The organism is Streptomyces thermocarboxydovorans (assembly GCF_039524635.1).
Classification (GTDB): Bacteria; Actinomycetota; Actinomycetes; order Streptomycetales; family Streptomycetaceae; genus Streptomyces; species Streptomyces thermocarboxydovorans.
Window position 1 is genome coordinate 17,283 of record NZ_BAAAGU010000002.1, and the last position, 16,370, is coordinate 33,652.

At 70.6% G+C, this 16,370-nt stretch carries 14 protein-coding genes; 12 read left to right on the plus strand and 2 right to left on the minus strand.

The window, feature by feature from the left end; translation table 11 throughout:
* Positions 1 to 15 precede the first annotated feature (15 nt).
* Positions 16 to 633, minus strand: coding sequence for an adenylosuccinate lyase (locus tag ABD198_RS01055; RefSeq protein WP_343997357.1), 618 nt, complete (start codon positions 631 to 633; stop codon positions 16 to 18).
* Between the two features lie 367 nt (positions 634 to 1,000).
* Between ABD198_RS01055 and ABD198_RS01060 the strand changes: the two genes are divergently transcribed.
* The 9 genes from ABD198_RS01060 (at position 1,001) to pssA (ending at position 11,947) form a co-directional block, all read left to right on the plus strand.
* On the plus strand, positions 1,001 to 2,806 hold the full coding sequence (locus ABD198_RS01060; RefSeq protein WP_343997358.1) for a 3-hydroxyacyl-CoA dehydrogenase family protein: 1,806 nt from the start codon (positions 1,001 to 1,003) through the stop codon (positions 2,804 to 2,806).
* A 163-nt stretch (positions 2,807 to 2,969) separates the two neighbouring features.
* Positions 2,970 to 3,782: a TetR family transcriptional regulator gene (locus ABD198_RS01065; protein ID WP_343997359.1), complete on the plus strand. Its 813-nt coding sequence runs from the start codon at positions 2,970 to 2,972 to the stop codon at positions 3,780 to 3,782.
* A 375-nt stretch (positions 3,783 to 4,157) separates the two neighbouring features.
* Entirely contained in the window at positions 4,158 to 5,501 is a 1,344-nt protein-coding gene (gene ccrA / locus ABD198_RS01070; RefSeq protein WP_343997360.1) for a crotonyl-CoA carboxylase/reductase, read from the plus strand.
* Between the two features lie 10 nt (positions 5,502 to 5,511).
* Positions 5,512 to 7,539 (plus strand): protein meaA, encoded by a 2,028-nt coding sequence (locus tag ABD198_RS01075; RefSeq protein ID WP_343997361.1) that lies wholly within the window; start codon positions 5,512 to 5,514, stop codon positions 7,537 to 7,539.
* Entirely contained in the window at positions 7,536 to 8,555 is a 1,020-nt protein-coding gene (locus tag ABD198_RS01080; RefSeq protein WP_343997362.1) for an HpcH/HpaI aldolase/citrate lyase family protein, read from the plus strand. The genes ABD198_RS01075 and ABD198_RS01080 overlap by 4 nt, the downstream gene beginning before the upstream one ends.
* Before the next feature lie 5 nt (positions 8,556 to 8,560).
* Entirely contained in the window at positions 8,561 to 9,073 is a 513-nt protein-coding gene (locus ABD198_RS01085) for a MaoC family dehydratase (protein ID WP_343997363.1), read from the plus strand.
* A 3-nt stretch (positions 9,074 to 9,076) separates the two neighbouring features.
* On the plus strand, positions 9,077 to 10,282 hold the full coding sequence (locus tag ABD198_RS01090; RefSeq protein ID WP_343997364.1) for an acyl-CoA dehydrogenase family protein: 1,206 nt from the start codon (positions 9,077 to 9,079) through the stop codon (positions 10,280 to 10,282).
* Between the two features lie 170 nt (positions 10,283 to 10,452).
* Positions 10,453 to 11,109 (plus strand): phosphatidylserine decarboxylase, encoded by a 657-nt coding sequence (locus ABD198_RS01095; RefSeq protein WP_343997365.1) that lies wholly within the window; start codon positions 10,453 to 10,455, stop codon positions 11,107 to 11,109.
* Positions 11,110 to 11,131: 22 nt separating this feature from the next.
* A complete protein-coding gene (pssA, locus tag ABD198_RS01100; protein ID WP_167997911.1) occupies positions 11,132 to 11,947 on the plus strand; it encodes a CDP-diacylglycerol--serine O-phosphatidyltransferase in 816 nt (271 codons plus the stop codon).
* A 137-nt stretch (positions 11,948 to 12,084) separates the two neighbouring features.
* Here pssA and ABD198_RS01105 read toward each other — a convergent pair whose 3' ends face one another.
* Complete coding sequence (locus ABD198_RS01105) at positions 12,085 to 13,203, minus strand: glycerate kinase (protein WP_343997488.1); 1,119 nt, start codon at positions 13,201 to 13,203, stop codon at positions 12,085 to 12,087.
* A gap of 325 nt (positions 13,204 to 13,528) precedes the next feature.
* On the opposite strand from ABD198_RS01105, the gene ABD198_RS01110 reads away from it, so the two are divergent.
* From ABD198_RS01110 to ABD198_RS01120, 3 genes are all read left to right on the plus strand, one after another.
* A complete protein-coding gene (locus ABD198_RS01110; protein ID WP_343997366.1) occupies positions 13,529 to 14,626 on the plus strand; it encodes an ADP-ribosylglycohydrolase family protein in 1,098 nt (365 codons plus the stop codon).
* 316 nt (positions 14,627 to 14,942) lie between these two features.
* Entirely contained in the window at positions 14,943 to 15,458 is a 516-nt protein-coding gene (locus ABD198_RS01115; protein ID WP_343997367.1) for an NUDIX domain-containing protein, read from the plus strand.
* Positions 15,459 to 15,540: 82 nt separating this feature from the next.
* Positions 15,541 to 16,278 (plus strand): SIR2 family NAD-dependent protein deacylase, encoded by a 738-nt coding sequence (locus ABD198_RS01120; RefSeq protein WP_343997368.1) that lies wholly within the window; start codon positions 15,541 to 15,543, stop codon positions 16,276 to 16,278.
* Positions 16,279 to 16,370: the final 92 nt, after the last annotated feature.

Sequence of the window (16,370 nt, forward strand, 5' to 3'; positions counted from 1 at the left end):
GAGATGCCCCTGAGGTCAGCGTGGGCCGGGGATGCGGCGGCCGGGCGGGGGGTGCGGGGAGCGAGGGCGGGGGATGCGGGAGAGGGCGTGGACCGCGGCCTCGGCCAGGACCGGGTGGGCCAGGGCCTCGTTGAGGACGGGTTCGGCGCGGGGGTCGGCCAGGGTGCCGAGGCCCTCGACGCAGGCGAGGGCGACCTTGCGGTAGGGGTCGTGCGGGCGCAGGCGGCGGCGCAGGGTGGTGATCAGGGCGGGGACGGACTCGGGGGCGCGCAGCTCGGTGAGCAGGCGCACCGGGTGCAGGGCGTAGCCGGCGCGCAGTTCGTTGGTGGCGAGGGCCGCGGCGGCCCGGACGGTGCGCGGGTCGCCGAGGCGGGCCAGTGCGTGGGCGGCGGAGGCGCAGCGCGGGGGGTCGCGGTGGTTGAGGAGGAGCACCAGGGTCTCGAAGGCGCGGCGGTCACCGGCCAGTCCGAGCCGGAAGGCGGCGAGTTCCCGGGCCCACAGCGGCTGTCCGGAGGCGGTGAGCACCGAGGCGAGCGCGTCGAGGTCCTGTGTCGCCCGGAGCCGTTCGTACTCCGGCGTTCCGCCGGACTCGGCCCGTAAGCGTTCCGTGAGCGATCGCAACTCTTCGTCCATGTCTCGAGGGTAGGGGGCGTGGGGCCGGTCAGGGACGTACATCACACAGACTTGGGGCTGGCGCGCTCGTTACCCGCAAGTTAAGCTCAGACGAGCGAGTTACCCACTCGCATCTCTCACGGTGGTCTGGTGACGCGGCCGCCGTGAGCGCAGTCGGTTCGGTACCTGTGTGTACCTGTACGGCTCGGCCTCGGGACAGGGCCGGTCGGATCCGCCGCCGGTGACGGGCGTGTGCGCGCCCGGACCGCGGCGGCACCGGGCGTGTGCGCTTGCAGCCCGGTCACACCCGCATTCATGGAGCACCCGGTGCGCCCTCGGCGCACCCGGGCACCTCTTTCGTCGTCACCCTCATTCCTGGAGTCCCTCGATGGCCACTCCCCTGTCCGACACCCCCCTGTCCCCGCTGAAGAACATCGCCGTGGTCGGTCTCGGCACGATGGGCACCGGCATCGCCGAGGTCCTCGCCCAGGCCGGCCGCACGGTCGTCGGCATCGACATCAGCGAGGCCCAGACCGCCAAGAGCCTGGCCGCCCTGGAGTCCTCCACGGCCCGTTCCGTGGAGCGCGGCCGGCTCACCGAGCAGGAGCGCACCGAGCTCCTGGCCCGCATCACCACCTCGACCGAGCTGTCCGCCGCGGCCGAGGCCGATCTGGTGATCGAGGTCGTCCCGGAGTCGTACGAGATCAAGCAGCAGATCTTCCGTGAACTCGACGGCATCGTGCGCCCGGAGACGATCCTGGCGACCGGCACCAACGCCCTGTCCGTGACCCGGCTCGCCGCCGACTCCGCCCGCCCCGAGCGGGTGCTGGGCATGCACTTCTTCAACCCGGCCCCGAAGATGAAGCTGGTGGAGATCGTCTCCTCGGTGCTGACCGCGCCCGCCGCCGTCACCGCCGTCACCGATCTCGCCCTGGACCTGGGCAAGGAGCCGGTGTCGGTCGGCGACCGGCCCGGATTCGTCGCCGACGGCCTGCTGTTCGGCTACCTCAACCAGGCCGCCGCGATGTACGAGGCCAAGTACGCCTCCCGCGAGGACATCGACGCCGCGATGCGGCTGGGCTGCGGCCTGCCGATGGGCCCGCTGGCGCTGCTGGACCTGATCGGCATCGACACCGCCCGCACGGTCCTGGAGGCCATGTACGCCGCCTCCCACGACCGGCTGCACGCCCCCGCCCCGATCCTCAAGCAGCTCAGCGAGGCGGGTCTGACGGGCCGCAAGGCGGGCCGCGGCTTCTACACCTACGAGGCGCCGGGCAGCGGCAAGGTCGTCCGGGACGCGCTCACCCCGCTGGAGGGCGGCACGCTGGTCGAGGGCCGTCCGGTCCGCTCGGTGGGCGTGGCCGGCTCGGGCACCATGGCGTCGGGCATCGCCGAGGTGTTCGCCAAGGGCGGCTACGACGTGGTGCTGGCCGCGCGCAGCGCGGAGAAGGCCGAGGCCGCCAAGGCGCGGATCGGCAAGTCGCTGCAGCGTTCCGTGGACAAGGGCCGGATGACGGCCGAGGCGGCCGCCGAGGCGCTTCGGCGGATCCGGCCGACCGGTTCCTACGACGACTTCGCCGACGTCGATCTCGCGGTGGAGGCGGTCGCCGAGGACCTGGAGATCAAGCGGCAGCTGTTCGCCACGCTGGACAAGGTCTGCAAGCCGGGCGCGGTGCTCGCCACCACCACCTCCTCGCTGCCGGTCGTGGCCTGCGCCCGTGCCACCTCGCGTCCGCAGGACGTGATCGGCATGCACTTCTTCAACCCGGCCCCGGCGATGAAGCTGGTCGAGGTGGTCCGCACGGTGCTGACCGCCGACGACGTGCACGCCACCGTCCACGAGGTCTGCGGCAGGATCCGCAAGCACGCCGTGGACTGCGGCGACCGGGCCGGCTTCATCGTTAACGCGCTGCTGTTCCCGTACCTGAACAACGCGATCAAGATGGTGCAGGAGCACTACGCGTCGCTGGACGACATCGACACCGCGATGAAGCTGGGCGGCGGCTACCCGATGGGTCCCTTCGAGCTGCTGGACGTCGTCGGCCTGGACGTCTCGCTGGCGATCGAGAAGGTCCTGCACCGCGAGTTCCGCGACCCGGGGCTCGCTCCGGCGCCGCTGCTGGAGCATCTGGTGGCCGCGGGCTGCCTCGGCCGCAAGACGGGCCGTGGCTTCCGCGAATATGCCAAGCGCTGAGCAGCGCCCCGGCGACTGGCTCCAGGCAGGCGCGGAGTGGGGCGGGCTGCTCGGCCCCGACCGCCTCGCGCCTGCCGCGCGCAGCAGCTCCTCCCCGCCCTGCGAGGGCGGGGAGGGGGCCGGTCATGCGCACCGAGCTGCGCACATGCAGTACGTTCGGGGCATGTCCCAGCCCGCCAAGTCCGCACGTACGCCCGCCACGACCGAGCCGCCGGAGAGTGCCGCAGGCTCCCGCGCCGCCGCCCAGCGGCTGAAGATGCGCCGGGAACTCGCGGCCGCCGCGATGGAGCTCTTCGCGACCAAGGGGTACGAGGCCACCACGGTCGACGAGATCGCGGCCGCGGCCGGGGTCGCCCGCCGCACGTTCTTCCGCCACTTCCGCTCCAAGGAAGAGGCGATCTTCCCCGATCACGACGACACCCTGGTCCGCGCCGAGGCGGTGCTGAAATCCGCTCCTCCGCACGAGCATCCGCTCGACACGGTGTGCCGCGGCATCAAGGAGGTCATGAAGATGTACGCGGCGCGGCCGGAGATCTCGGTCGCCCGCTACAAGCTGACGCGCGAGGTGCCCACGCTGCGCGAGGCGGAGATCGCCTCGGTGGCCCGCTACGAGCGGCTGTTCACCCGCTATCTCCTGGGCCACTTCGACGAGCACGCGCACCGCGACACGGTGGGCGACGACCCGCTGCTGGCGGAGGTCGCGGCGTCCGCGGTCGTCACCGCCCACAACCATGTGCTGCGGCGCTGGCTGCGGGCGGGCGGCCAGGGGGACGTGGAGGCCCAGCTGGACCACGCGTTCGCCATCGTCCGCAAGACCTTCGGCAGCGGCATCATGGCGGGCCGCCGCACCGCCGCACCGGAGCAGCCGGCCGCCCGGACGACCGGGCAGGGCGAGGTGCTGGTCACCGTGGCCCGCACGGACGCCCCGCTCGACGAGGTGATGCGGACCATCGAGCAGGCGCTCAAGGAGCGCTGACCGGGCACCGCTCCGCTGTGACAACGGCCATCCCACCGGGTGGCCGTTTTGGCATGTCAGGGCCCGTTTTGGTGCCGCTCGCACCCCCGATTCGATCGATCATCGCTCATCTGTTACGTAAAGATTTCATCTGAGAGCAAGTTCTGGCACTCAGTGCCTTGCGGGGTGACACGCGGTGTCATACGTTGAGGGTGTCCGGGGTGTCCCCGCGAGCCACTTCGCGACCCGGACGCCTGCGTCACAGGCAACCTCCCGCGCCACAAAGCGCTGCCGAAGCACCACCGCCGAACCGACGGCACCACCTCGAACCCTCAGCAGCACCGACGTAACCCTCAGCGTCCCTCCCTCAGGGCGCTCTTCGCCGGAGGCAACACCGTGACCGTCAAGGACATCCTGGCCGCGATCCAGTCGCCCGACTCCACGTCGGAGGACTTCGCCAACCTGCCGCTCCCCGAGTCGTACCGCGCGATCACCGTGCACAAGGACGAGACGGAGATGTTCGCCGGCCTCTCCACGCGCGACAAGGACCCGCGCAAGTCGCTCCACCTCGACGAGGTGCCGCTGCCCGAACTGGGCCCCGGCGAGGCCCTGGTGGCCGTCATGGCCTCCTCGGTCAACTACAACTCGGTGTGGACCTCGATCTTCGAGCCGCTGCCCACCTTCAACTTCCTGGAGCGCTACGGCCGCACCAGCGAGCTGGCCAAGCGGCACGACCTGCCGTACCACATCATCGGCTCCGACCTCGCCGGCGTGGTGCTGCGCACCGGCCCCGGCGTCAACGCCTGGCGGCCCGGCGACGAGGTGGTCGCGCACTGCCTCTCCGTCGAGCTGGAGTCCTCCGACGGCCACAACGACACGATGCTCGACCCCGAGCAGCGCATCTGGGGCTTCGAGACCAACTTCGGCGGCCTGGCGGAGATCGCGCTGGTGAAGTCCAACCAGCTGATGCCCAAGCCGGACCACCTCACCTGGGAGGAGGCCGCCGCGCCCGGCCTGGTCAACTCCACCGCCTACCGGCAGCTGGTCTCCCGCAACGGCGCCGGCATGAAGCAGGGCGACAATGTGCTGATCTGGGGCGCCAGCGGCGGCCTCGGCTCCTACGCCACCCAGTTCGCGCTGGCCGGCGGCGCCAACCCGGTGTGTGTCGTCTCCAGCGAGGAGAAGGCAGAGATCTGCCGGAAGATGGGCGCGGAGATGATCATCAACCGCAGCGCCGAGAACTACCGGTTCTGGAAGGACGAGCACACCCAGGACCCCAAGGAGTGGAAGCGCTTCGGCAAGCGCATCCGCGAGCTCACCGGCGGCGAGGACATCGACATCGTCTTCGAGCACCCCGGCCGCGAGACCTTCGGCGCCAGCGTCTACGTCACCCGCAAGGGCGGCACCATCACCACCTGCGCCTCCACCTCCGGCTACCTGCACCAGTACGACAACCGCTACCTGTGGATGTCGCTGAAGCGGATCGTCGGCTCGCACTTCGCCAACTACCGCGAGGCCTGGGAGGCCAACCGCCTGGTCTCCAAGGGCAAGATCCACCCGACCCTGTCAAAGGTGTACTCCCTGGAGGACACCGGCCAGGCCGCCTTCGACGTGCACCGCAACCTCCACCAGGGCAAGGTCGGCGTGCTCTGCATGGCCCCCGAGGAGGGTCTGGGCGTGCGGGACCACGAGAAGCGCGCCAAGCACATCGACGCCATCAACCGCTTCCGGAACGTCTGAGGGCCGGGGCATGACAGAGCGTCAGAAGGACCGTCCCTGGCTCATGCGGACCTACGCCGGTCACTCGACCGCCGAGGCGTCCAACGAGCTGTACCGGCGCAATCTCGCCAAGGGCCAGACGGGTCTGTCGGTCGCGTTCGACCTGCCGACGCAGACCGGCTACGACCCCGACCACGTCCTCGCCCGCGGCGAGGTCGGCCGGGTCGGCGTGCCGGTCGCGCACCTCGGTGACATGCGCCGGCTGTTCCAGGACATCCCCCTGGAGCAGATGAACACCTCGATGACGATCAACGCCACCGCCATGTGGCTGCTGGCGCTCTACCAGGTCGTCGCCGAGGAGCAGGGCGCGGACATCACCAAGCTCCAGGGGACCACGCAGAACGACATCGTCAAGGAGTACCTGTCCCGCGGGACGCACGTCTTCCCGCCGGGACCGTCGCTCCGGCTGACGACCGACATGATCTGCTACACGGTCAACAACATCCCCAAGTGGAACCCGATCAACATCTGCAGCTACCACCTGCAGGAGGCGGGCGCCACGCCGGTGCAGGAGATCGCCTACGCGATGTCCACCGCGATCGCCGTGCTGGACGCGGTGTTCGCCTCCGGCCAGATCCCCGAGGAGCGCAAGGGCGATGTGGTCGCCCGCATCTCCTTCTTCGTGAACGCGGGCGTCCGCTTCATCGAGGAGATGTGCAAGATGCGGGCGTTCGGCCGCATCTGGGACAAGATCACCCGTGAGCGGTACGGCATCGAGAACCCCAAGCACCGCCGCTTCCGCTACGGCGTCCAGGTCAACTCCCTCGGCCTGACCGAGGCGCAGCCGGAGAACAACGTCCAGCGGATCGTGCTGGAGATGCTGGCCGTGACCCTCTCCAAGGACGCCCGCGCCCGCGCCGTGCAGCTGCCCGCCTGGAACGAGGCGCTGGGCCTGCCCCGCCCCTGGGACCAGCAGTGGTCGCTGCGCATCCAGCAGGTGCTCGCCTACGAGAGCGACCTGCTGGAGTACGACGACATCTTCGAGGGCTCGAAGGTGATCGAGGCCAAGGTGGAGCAGCTGGTCGCCGACTCCCTCGCCGAGATGCAGCGCATCGAGGAGATGGGCGGCGCCATGGCCGCCGTGGAGTCCGGCTACCTCAAGTCCCAGCTGGTCGCCTCGCACGCCGAGCGGCGGGCGCGGATCGAGTCCGGCGAGGAGAAGATCGTCGGCGTCAACATCTTCGAGGGCACCGAGCCCAACCCGCTCACCGCCGATCTGGACACCGCGATCCAGACCGTGGACCCGGCCGTGGAGGCACGGGTGATCGAGTCGCTGCAGAGGTGGCGCGACACCCGCTACCAGCCGCCCTTCAACCACCCGCGCCCCTGCAAGGCGCTGGAGCGGCTGAAGGAGGCCGCCCGCGGCACCGAGAACCTGATGGAGGCCACCCTGGAGTGCGCCCGTGCGGGTGTCACCACCGGCGAGTGGGCCGGCGCCCTGCGCGAGGTGTTCGGCGAGTACCGCGCCCCGACGGGCGTGTCCTCCGCGCCGGTCGCGGTCACCGCCGAGGAGGGCACCGCGCTGGCCCGGGTGCGCCGCAAGGTGGAGCTGACCGCCCGGGAGCTGGGCGTCGGCAAGCTGCGCTTCCTGGTCGGCAAGCCTGGCCTGGACGGCCACTCCAACGGCGCCGAGCAGATCGCCGTGCGAGCCCGCGACGCCGGGTTCGAGGTGGTCTACCAGGGCATCCGGCTCACCCCGGAGCAGATCGTGGACGCCGCACTCGCCGAGGACGTGCACGCGGTGGGCCTGTCGATCCTCTCCGGGTCGCACGCCCAGCTGGTGCCGGACGTGCTCCAGCGGCTGCATGTGGCAGGTGCCACAGATATACCGGTGATCGCCGGTGGCATCATCCCCAGCGGTGACGCCGAACAGCTGCGGGCGGCCGGAGTGGCCGCGGTCTTCACCCCGAAGGACTTCGACATCACCGGGATCATCGGCCGCATCGTCGACGAGATCCGCAAAGCGAACAAGCTCGACCCCCTGGAGGTCCCCGCATGACTACGGTCAACCGCCCGCCCGTCTCCCACCACCACCCTCAGACGGCGTCCCTGCGGGACGGCACCTCCAGACTTCGCCCCCGGCGTTCCTGCCTGGCGGTACCGGGCTCGAACCCGCGCTTCCTGGAGAAGGCCCAGGGCCTCCCCGCGGACCAGGTCTTCCTGGACCTGGAGGACGCCTGCGCACCGCTCGCCAAGCCCGAGGCGCGGCACACCATCGTGAAGTTCCTCAACGAGGGCGACTGGACCGGCAAGACCCGGGTCGTGCGGGTCAACGACTGGACGACCGAGTGGACCTACCGCGACGTGGTGACCGTGGTGGAGGGCGCCGGCCAGAACCTCGACTGCATCATGCTGCCGAAGGTCCAGGACGCCCAGCAGGTCGTCGCCCTGGACCTGCTGCTGACGCAGATCGAGAAGACCATGGGCTTCGAGGTCGGCCGCATCGGCATCGAGGCGCAGATCGAGAACGCGCAGGGCCTGAACAACGTCAACGAGATCGCCCAGGCCTCCCCGCGCCTGGAGACCATCATCTTCGGCCCGGCCGACTTCATGGCGTCCATCAACATGAAGTCGCTGGTGGTCGGCGAGCAGCCGCCCGGCTACCCGGCGGACGCCTACCACTACATCCTGATGAAGATCCTGATGGCGGCCCGCGCCAACAACCTCCAGGCGATCGACGGCCCCTACCTGCAGATCCGCAATGTGGACGGCTTCCGCGAGGTGGCCGGCCGCGCCGCCGCGCTCGGCTTCGACGGCAAGTGGGTGCTGCACCCCGGTCAGGTCGACGCCGCCAACGAGGTGTTCTCGCCCTCGCAGGAGGACTACGACCACGCCGAGCTGATCCTGGACGCGTACGAGTACTACACGTCCGAGGCGGGCGGCAAGAAGGGCTCGGCGATGCTCGGCGACGAGATGATCGACGAGGCCAGCCGCAAGATGGCCCTGGTCATCGCCGGCAAGGGACGCGCCGCCGGCATGCAGCGCACGTCGAAGTTCGAGATCCCGGAGGCCTGACCGTCATGCAGTTCGGACGCACCTACGAGGAGTTCGAGGTCGGGGCGACGTACAAGCACTGGCCGGGCAAGACGGTCACCGAGTACGACGACCACCTGTTCTGCCTCCTCACCATGAACCACCACCCGCTCCACATGGACGTCAACTATGCGGAGAAGACGACGGACTTCAGCAAGAACGTCGTCGTCGGGAACTACATCTACTCGCTGCTGCTCGGCATGAGCGTGCCGGACATCTCCGGCAAGGCGATCGCCAACCTGGAGATCGAGTCGCTCAAGCACGTGGCGCCGACCTTCCACGGCGACACCATCTACGGCGAGACCACCGTCCTCGACAAGTGGCCGTCGAAGTCGAAGAACGACCGCGGCATCGTCCACGTGGAGACCAAGGGCTACAAGCAGGACGGCACGCTGGTGTGCGTGTTCCGCCGCAAGGTCATGGTGCCGACGGAGACGTACATCAAGGAGCGCGGCGGCGAGCAGCCGGGCCGCCCGGAACTGAAGCAGCAGGAGAAGTAGGCCATGGCCCGTCTCGCCCAGACCGCCGGTCTGACCGACGTTCAGCAGGAGATCCTCGCCACCGTCCGCGACTTCGTGGACAAGGAGATCATCCCGGTCGCCACCGAGCTGGAGCACCGTGACGAGTACCCGCAGCAGATCGTCGACGGGCTGAAGGAACTCGGCCTGTTCGGTCTGATGATCCCCGAGGAGTACGGGGGTCTGGGCGAGTCGCTGCTCACGTACGCGCTGTGCGTGGAGGAGATCGCCCGCGGCTGGATGTCGGTGTCCGGCATCATCAACACGCACTTCATCGTGGCGTACATGCTCAAGCAGCACGGCACGCAGGAGCAGAAGGACTACTTCCTGCCGAAGATGGCGGCCGGCGACATCCGCGGCGCCTTCTCCATGTCGGAGCCGGGCCTGGGCTCCGATGTGTCGGCGATCACGTCCAAGGCGGTCAGGGACGGCGACGAGTACGTCCTCAACGGCCAGAAGATGTGGCTGACGAACGGCGGAACGTCCTCTCTGGTCGCCGTTCTGGTGCGAAGTGACGAAGGACACCCCGAGGGCACTCCGCCGCACAAGTCGATGACCACCTTCCTGGTGGAGAAGGAGCCGGGCTTCGGCGAGGTCCGTCCCGGCCTGACCATCCCCGGGAAGATCGACAAGATGGGCTACAAGGGCGTCGACACGACCGAGCTCATCATGGACGGCCTGCGCATTCCGGCAAATCGGGTGCTCGGCGGGGTCACCGGCCGAGGTTTTTACCAAATGATGGACGGCGTGGAGGTCGGCCGGGTCAATGTCGCGGCGCGTGGCTGCGGCGTCGCTCAGCGTGCCTTCGAGCTCGGCGTCCAGTACGCCCAGCAGCGTCACACTTTCGGCAAGCCGATCGCCCAGCACCAGGCCATTCAGTTCAAGCTGGCCGAGATGGCCACCAAGGTGGAGGCCGCGCATGCGATGATGGTCAACGCAGCGCGCAAAAAGGACTCCGGGGAACGAAACGACCTCGAGGCAGGCATGGCGAAGTACCTCGCCAGCGAGTACTGCAAGGAGGTCGTGGAGGACGCCTTCCGGATCCACGGCGGCTACGGCTTCTCGAAGGAGTACGAGATCGAGCGCCTCTACCGGGAGGCCCCGATGCTGCTGATCGGTGAAGGCACCGCCGAGATCCAGAAAATGATCATCGGCCGCCGACTGCTCGAAGAGTATCGGCTCCAGGGCTAGATGTCCGGATACGGGGTGTTTTCTTGGAGAACAGGATCACACCCCGTATGCACGTTTCTGGCGCTGACTCGGCTGACTGGCTTACCCAGTTGCGGCCGGGAGCCGCTACGATCGCCGGAAAGCCGCCGTCCCCCGCAAGTGCGCGGCATCATCCGCTACGAAGGTCATCCATGCCCCACAGCCAAAACTCTGCACCTCGCGACAGCCTCGCCGGCGTACGCCTCGCGCGCGGAGCATCGCCGTGGCTTCTGCCGACCGTCGCCACCGCAGCCGTCAGCCTTCTCCGTGCCCGCCGCTCGGGCGCGGCGAAGGCCATCGCCGTTCCCGCCACCGCGCTGGCGGCGGGGATGCTGTGGTTCTTCCGCGACCCCGAGCGCGAGATCGCCCAGGGCCGGGTCATCTCGCCCGCCGACGGTGTGGTGCAGAGCATCATGCCGTGGAAGGACGGCCGCACCCGGGTCGCCATCTTCATGAGCCCGCTCAACGTCCACGTGAACCGCGCGCCGCTGGCCGGCACGGTCACGTCCGTCGAGCACATCCCCGGTGGTTTCGTTCCCGCCTTCAACAAGGAGAGCGAGAACAACGAGCGGGTGGTGTGGCACTTCGACACCGAGCTCGGCGACATCGAGATGGTCCAGATCGCCGGCGCGGTGGCCCGCCGCATCGTCCCCTACGTGCCGCAGGGCACCAAGGTCGAGCAGGGCGAGCGGATCGGTCTGATCCGGTTCGGCTCGCGGGTCGACCTCTACCTGCCCGAGGGCGTGGAGGTCGCGGTCGAAGTCGGGCAGAAGACGGTGGCTGGGGTGACTCGCATTGACCGTGATTGATCCGGAGACTCAGGCCGGCTGGGTGCCGGAGGCCGACGAGGACGACGAGGAGGAGATGCCTCTCTCGCTGCGCCTGTCGATAGCGGACACCCTCACCCTGGGCAACGCCACCTGTGGCTTCATGGCGGTGTACTTCACCACCACCGGCATCCTGATCCCGCACCTCACCGGGAGCCAGGAGACGGGCATGGCCCGCCACAGCGCTGCCACCGCGGTGATCCTGATGCTGTGTGCGGCGGTCTTCGACCTCTTCGACGGGCTGGTCGCGCGCAAGCTGCGCAGCTCGCCGATGGGTGCGGAGCTGGACAACCTCTCGGACCTGATCAGCTTCGGCCTGGCGCCGGCGTACTTCGTGCTGGTCTACGGCATGGTCGCGGACGACGCGCACCAGCGGGTGGCCGCGGTCGGGGCGATCGTCGTCCTGCTCGCGGTGGTGCTGCGGCTGGCGAGATTCTCCTGCGTGACGGTCAAGGACGGCACGTTCCAGGGCATGCCCTCGCCGTTCGGAGCGCTGACGGTCGTGTCGATCGTGCTGCTGGAGCTGCCGTTCGTGGCGACCCTGCTGGCGATCCTCGGCACGGCCTGGCTGATGGTGAGCCGCGTCGAGTACCCGAAGCCGCGGGGCCGGCTGGCCGTGGCCATGCTGACCTGGATCGTCCTGTCCATGGGCCTCCTGGCGGCCTGGGCCTTCGACGCCCCGAGCGGCCAGCTGCTGCTGCAGACGGGGTGCGCCCTGCAGCTGGTGATGGGCGCGGTGATCCCGCTGTTCGCCACGGCTCGCCGGGTGAACAACTTCCGCGACAACCGCCGCGAGGCGCGGGCGGCACAGCTGCCGTGACCGTGAGCTGAGCTAGGGCCCCGGACCTGAGAAGGTCCGGGGTCTTTTGCTGTGCTGCTGCCCGCCGAGTCCGTCCGGAGGGCCAGGCGCCCTCGCAGCCGACCGAGACGCCGTGCGCTGGGCGGGAGCGGAACCCGTCAGGTCAGGAAGTCGCGGGCGATGCGTTCGGCTGTGCGCTCCAGGATGGGGCCCGCTTCGGTGATGCACTTCTGGACGTCAGGCTCGATGTCCGTGAGCGCGTAGGCCCTGCGGATGCCGGCCTTGCCGAGGGTTTCCGGGGGCAGGGCCAGGCGGCCGCAGACCGCGACGACCTCCTTGCCGGCCGCGCGTGCCGCCGAGGCCACGCCCGCCGGGGCCTTGCCGTGCAGGGTCTGCTGGTCGAGGGAGCCCTCCCCCGTGATCACCAGGTCGGCCCGTTCCAGCGCCGGGGCGAAGCCCAGGACGTCCAGCATGACCTCGATGCCGGGCCGGAACCGCGCCCCGACCAGCAGCGCGCCGTAGCCGATGCCGCCGGCCGCGCCCGCGCCGGGCGAGGCGGCCAGCTCGGCGGCCTTCGCACCCAGCTCCCCCTCCAGCACCTTCGCGTAGTGCGCCAGCGCCGCGTCCAGGCGCTCCACGTCCTCCGGGGACGCCCCCTTCTGCGGGCCGTACACCGCCGGTGCGCCCTTCGGGCCGGTGAGCGGATTGTCGACGTCGCTGGCGAGGACGAACTCGATCGAGGAGAGCCGCTCGTCCAGGCCGGACAGGTCCGCGCTCGCCAGGTCGGCGAGGCCGCCGCCGCCCGGCGCCACCGGCTCCCCGTCGGCCTTCAGGAACCGCGCGCCCAGCGCGGAGAGCATGCCCGCGCCTCCGTCCGTGGTGGCACTGCCGCCCACCCCGAACACGATGGTCCGCGCACCCGCGTCCAGCGCGGCCCGCAGCAGCTCGCCCGAGCCGTACGTGGTCGCCGTGAGCGGCGCGAGGACGCCCTCCGGCAGCCGCTGGAGGCCGCTCGCCTCCGCCATCTCCACGACCGCGGTGCCGTCGCGCAGCGCGTACGCCGCGGTCACCTCGTCCCCGGTGGGACCGGTGACCTGCACCTCCCGCCGCTCGAATCCCGCCGCGACCGCCGCCGCCACCGTGCCGTCGCCGCCGTCGGCGACCGGCAGCGCCTCGACCCGGACGTCCGGCACGACCCTGCGCAGCCCGGCCGTCACCCGCTCGGCGACCTCCACGGCCGTCAAGGACCCCTTGAACTTGTCCGCGGCGACGAGCACCCGCTGAGCCGGCCGCGCCGACTGCTCGGACCAGGTACCGCTGACTGCGTCAGCCACTTGTCTTCCCCTCGCTACTCGGGCCCCGCACGCCGTGCGCGGGCCAGTCGCGCCGCTGTGACCTTAACCTTCGGCCCCCGCCGCCGTCATTCCCCGACCGCCCCGTGGACCGTACGACGCGCCCGTACGGGGGGGGGAGGGTCCGGCGTGGACGGTCCGGCGTGGCCCGTGCGGCGTGGACGGTAAGGAGTGGCCCTTGCGGCATGAACCGTGCGGCGTGGCCCGTGCGGCGGCGTGCGGAATCCGGCGGACCGGGTAGACCGAAGCCATGACCGACGTCATGACCGCTGCGCGGACTGGTGCAGGAATGCCGGACCTGGCCGACCGCATCCTCGGAGGCTGGCTCGGCCGGATCGCGGGCAACATGCTCGGCAAGCCGGTCGAGCGGGGCGATGTGTGGACCAGGCAGCGCATCGACCGCTATCTGCGGCAGACCGGCGCCCTCCCCCTGACCGACTACATCCCCGAGCCGCTCACCGAGAGCATGGGCCGGGACCTGCGCCCGGAGTGGCGGGACTGCGTCCGCGGCCGCATCCACGGCAGCTGCCGCGACGACGACGTGGACTACGCCGTCCTGGGCCTGGACCTGCTGGAGACGTACGGCTTCGGCTTCACCACCGAGCAGGTCGGCGACCTGTGGCTGCTGCGGCTGCCGTACCTGCAGACCTTCACCGCGGAACGCGCCGCCTACCGGAACCTCGCCAACGGTCTCAGGCCCCCGCTGACCGCCACGTACGACAACCCCTACCAGGAGTGGATCGGCGCCCTGATCCGCGCGGACATCCACGGCTGGACCTCCCCCGGCGCCCCGCGCCGCGCCGCCGCGCTGGCCCGCCGGGACGCGGTGCTGTCCCACACCGGCAACGGCGTGTACGGCGCGATGTGGGCCGCGGCGCTGATCGCGGCGGCGTTCACCGCGCCCACGGTGCGGCACGCCGTGGAGGATGCGCTCACGGTGATCCCGCCGAGCTGCCGCCTGGCCCGCACGGTCCGCCGCGTGGCCTCCCTGCACGAAACGGGCCTGTCCTGGGAGGAGACGCTGGCCACGCTGGAGGAGGAGACGGCCGGGCTGAACTGGATCCACGTCGTCCCCAATGCCGCCGTCATCACCGCCGGGCTGCTCCACGGCGGCGGCGACTTCACCCGCACCATCGCCCTGACCGTCCGCGGCGGCCTCGACACCGACTCGAACGGGGCCACCGCCGGTTCGGTGGCGGGCGTCCTGTGCGGCGCCGCGGCCATCCCCCAGCAGTGGAAGGGTCCGCTGGAGGACACCGTGCGCAGCGCGGTCTTCGGCTTCGACGGCGTCCGCATCAGCGAACTCGCCGAGCGCACCCTGCGGCTGGCGCAGGGTCCCGAGGCGTAGGACCGACGGCGTACGGACCTCGGCGGCATCGCCACGGCCCGCGGCCAGGAGCACTACGCCCTGCTGTGCATCGGCATCGCCGAGGCCATCGGCTCCTACGGCTTCGGCATCTGGGTGGTGCCGCCGAGGGCCCGACCTTGAGCGCGGGATCGGTCCGTGCTTGAGCGCGGGATCGGTCCGTGTTCTCGTCCCGTCCGTGCCCCCGGCGCATGCGACGCGCGATGCCGGTCACGGGACCGGCGTGTGCTGCCGTGCGCCCGGGCCGGCCAGGCGACGTCGCCGCAGGTGGGCCCGGCCGCGCCGTTACCCTGCCGATATGACCACCACTGACGCCACCACTGACGACGCTCGGGACTTCGCCGCCTATCTCGCCACCCTCCCGCGCATCTTCGCCGGGGCCGCCGCCCTGTTCCGGGACGCGCAGGGGCGGGTGCTGCTCGTGGAGCCGAACTACCGGGAGGGCTGGGCGCTGCCGGGCGGCACCATCGAGTCGGACGACGGGGAGACCCCGCGGCAGGGGGCGCGGCGCGAGACGGCCGAGGAGACCGGGCTGGACCGGGAGCTGGGCCGGCTGCTGGCGGTGGACTGGGTGAGCGGCGAGGGACGGCCGCCGATGGTGGCCTACCTGTACGACGGCGGGGTGCTCGACGAGAAGGACCTGGCCGCGATCCGCCTCCAGGAGGAGGAGCTGCTGTCCTGGAAGCTGGTGCCGCGCGAGGAGCTGACCGCTCACCTTCCCGGGGCCCTCGGCCGCCGTGTCCTCGCCGCACTCGACGTGCTCGACACCGGCGCGGGCACCGCCGAGCTGGAGGACGGCAACCCGGTGCACTGACCGCCAGCCGGCCGCGTACAGACCTGACCTCACCGCCAATTTCCGCTCGCCGTGCCGCTCCCCTCCGCCCTACCCTCGCCCCATGAGCAAGCCTCTTGTCGCCCTCCTCACCGGCGCCGGCGTCAGCACCGACTCCGGCATCCCCGACTACCGCGGCCCCAACGGGCTGTGGCGCAGCGACCCGGAGGCGGAGAAGCTCGTCACGTACGAGTACTACATGAGCGACCCGGAGATCCGGCGGCGCTCCTGGCAGATGCGGCGCAAGAACCGGACCCTGTCCGCCGAGCCCAACGCCGCGCACCGCGCCATCGCGGAACTGGAGCGCTCCGGCGTCCCGGTGCGCGTCATCACGCAGAACGTCGACGGTCTGCACCAGCTGGCCGGCATGCCCGACCGCAAGGTCCTCGAACTGCACGGCACCGCCCGCAGCGTGGTGTGCACCTCCTGTCACGCCCGCAGCTCCCTGGCGGACGCCCTGGCCCGGCTGGAGGCCGGCGAGGACGACCCGCCGTGCCGTGAGTGCGGCGGCATCCTCAAGACGGCGACCGTCATGTTCGGGGAGAACCTCGACCCCGAGGTGCTGAGCGAGGCCCTCGCCATCGCCAAGGCCTGCACGGTCTTCATCGCCGCCGGCACCAGCCTCCAGGTCCAGCCCGCCGCGGGTCTCGCCGGCGTGGCCGCCGACCACGGCGCCCGCCTCGTCATCGTCAACGCGGAGCCGACGCCGTACGACGACCTGGCGGACGAGGTGATCCGCGACCCCATCGGCACCGCGCTCCCCCAGCTGCTGCGCAGGATCGCCGCCGAGAACACCGGCTGACGCCCGGTCACAGCCGCTGTCGGCCCACGACCCGGCGAAGGCGGACCTCGGCTATGCGCTGCTGACCAGGTACGCGCCCGACGGCACCGTTC